A 2,394-nucleotide genomic window follows, 5' to 3' on the forward strand; every position below is an offset into this window, starting at 1 on the left:
CGAATGGCCAGACCGAGGGCCAGATCACCAAGCTCAAGCTCGTCAAGCGCCAGATGTACGGCCGCGCAAAGCTCGACCTCCTCAGGGCTCGGCTGCTCGGTGCCGCGTGATAAGCACGGAGATGCACCGAGATTGAGTCAGAGCCCCTTTTCCGCGCCGATCGGGGGGCACCATTCAACGCCGATTGACACCTTAGCCAGCCGGCCAGCGATGGCGACTCGCGCGCCCTCGGCCAGCGCCAGCGCCCCGCCCGCCACGCAGGTCGGGCGGGGCGACCAGCAGGTCGTCGAACCGCGCCGCGGGGCCTGAAAAGGGCGCTGCCGCGGCGTCGGGATTGAGCGGCCGCGCCGTCGAACCCGGCGTCCAGCGCGCAGGATCCGCGCGGTCGCGGTTCAGAACGTCGCGCAGGCAGCAGGGCTCGGCTCGACCGCCGCGAGGATGCCGGTTTGCCCTTCCGAGAAGCCGCCTCCCTGCCCCAGCTCCACGATCAGAGTCGCGACAAAGTGGATGATTTTCGGGCATCGATCAGAACCCCTCGAGCACGATCTTGCCGCGCGCGGCGTTCGTCTCGATCAACGCGTGCGCTTTCTTCAGGTTTTCGGCGTTGATCGGCGTCAGCATCTCGGTCAGCGTGGTGCGGATCCGGCCGGCGTCGACCAGCCTCGCCACCTCGTCGAGCAGCCGGCCCTGCTCGCCGAGGTCGGGCGTGCCAAAGATCGGCCGCGTGAACATCAGCTCCCAATGGACCGAGACCGCCTTGCGCTTGAAGCCCAGCACGTCGAGGGTCTCGGGATCGTCGATCAGCCCGAAGCGGCCCTGCGGCGCGATCAGCGCCTGGATACCCTTCACGTGGCGGTCGCTCTGATTGGTGGAGAAGACCAAGCCCGGCGCGCCGAGGCCGAGCGCCTCGACCTGCGCCGCCAGATCGCCGTGGTGGTCGATCACGTGATGCGCGCCGAGCTCGCGCACCCAGTCTTGCGTCCCAGGGCGCGAGGCGGTGGCGATCACTGTGAGATCGGTCAGCGCGCGCACAAGCTGGATCGCGATCGAGCCGACGCCGCCCGCGCCGCCGACAATCAGAATGGCATTGGCCGCGCCGGGAACGGCGCGGCGGATGTCGAGCCGGTCGAACAGCATCTCCCAAGCGGTAATCGCGGTCAGCGGCAACGCGGCCGCCTCGGCGTCCGAGAGGGTCTTCGGCTTGTGGCCGACAATCCGGGCATCGACGAGGTGGAATTCGCTGTTCGCGCCGGGCCGCGTGATCGAGCCCGCGTAGAACACCGGATCGCCCACGGCGAAGCCCTTCGCCTCCGGGCCGACCTCGGCGACGCGGCCAACCGCGTCCCAGCCCAGCACCTTCCACGCACCGTCCGGCGGCGTCGCGCTCTTGCGCGCCTTGGTATCGACCGGATTTACCGACACCGCCGCGACCTCGACCAGCAGGTCGTGGCCGGTTGCGACCGGACGCGGCAGGTTGATGTCGCGCAGCGCGTCGGGGCGGTCGATGGCTCCGGGGATCTCGTAGCCGATGGCTTTCATGCCTTGCTCCAGTGGTTCGATTGAACTGGAGCAAATCTGGCGATATGCTCAATCACAGGCAATACGCACAACGAACGCACATAGTATCAAAAAGGATACTGTCATGGCCAAGGCCCGTCATTCCCGGTTCGACTGTACCCCCGGCTGCTCGGTGGAGGCCGCGATCGGCCTGATCGACGGCAAGTGGAAGTCGATCATCCTGTGGCACTTGCTCCCAGGCACGCTGCGCTTCAATGAGATCCGCCGGCACGTCGAAAACTGCACGCCCCGCATGCTGACCAACCAGTTGCGTGAGATGGAGGAGGACGGTCTCGTCACGCGGAAGGTCTACGCCCAGGTGCCGCCTAAGGTGGAGTATTCGCTCTCCCACCTTGGCCGCACGATGGAGCCGATCCTGCGCGCGCTGAAGGACTGGGGCGATGCGAACATTGGCCTCTACGGCAAGCCGGCCGGCCACGACCCGCGCGGCGCGGGTTGATCGGCTGCGCGGCCGGAAGCGCCGGGGTGTATGTGGACTGCGCGCTTTTACGCGGGCGCGCCCTTGCGAGCAGCCGACGGGATAGTCCTCGGCGCGCTGTGTCCGCTGTATTCGCGACCTCGGCTGAGCGAGGAGAAACGAAAGCTACCGAATGAACTCGCCGCCGACGTGGCTTCACCCATCTTGGGAAAAGACGCGGCTCGAGAAGTCGAACCCCGTCAGAAGGCGAGATCTGCCACGGGCAGGCAGAATAAGCTCTGAACGGATCGTGCCCCATCTGGTGGTGTAGCTCACGGCGGGCCTCGCGCTCATCAGCGGGCCGAGCAGGTCAGTCGCGCTGCGCGGCAGGCAGGCTGACGGTGAGATCATCGCAGACG

The 2,394-nt window shown here is 67.1% G+C and carries 3 protein-coding genes; 1 reads left to right on the plus strand and 2 read right to left on the minus strand.

Annotated features, from left to right (window positions below; translation table 11 throughout):
* Positions 1 to 525: 525 nt before the first annotated feature.
* Positions 526 to 1,539, minus strand: a complete 1,014-nt coding sequence (locus ACLJK8_RS22450; protein WP_413152641.1) for a zinc-binding alcohol dehydrogenase family protein — start codon at positions 1,537 to 1,539, stop codon at positions 526 to 528.
* A 103-nt stretch (positions 1,540 to 1,642) separates the two neighbouring features.
* Between ACLJK8_RS22450 and ACLJK8_RS22455 the strand changes: the two genes are divergently transcribed.
* Complete coding sequence (locus tag ACLJK8_RS22455) at positions 1,643 to 2,017, plus strand: winged helix-turn-helix transcriptional regulator (RefSeq protein ID WP_413152642.1); 375 nt, start codon at positions 1,643 to 1,645, stop codon at positions 2,015 to 2,017.
* A gap of 174 nt (positions 2,018 to 2,191) precedes the next feature.
* On the opposite strand, the gene ACLJK8_RS22460 is transcribed toward ACLJK8_RS22455, so the two are convergent.
* Positions 2,192 to 2,394 (minus strand): hypothetical protein (locus ACLJK8_RS22460; protein ID WP_413152643.1); only part of this gene is annotated, 203 nt, incomplete at its 5' end.

The organism is Amaricoccus sp. W119 (genome assembly GCF_047275745.1).
Classification (GTDB): Bacteria; Pseudomonadota; Alphaproteobacteria; order Rhodobacterales; family Rhodobacteraceae; genus Amaricoccus.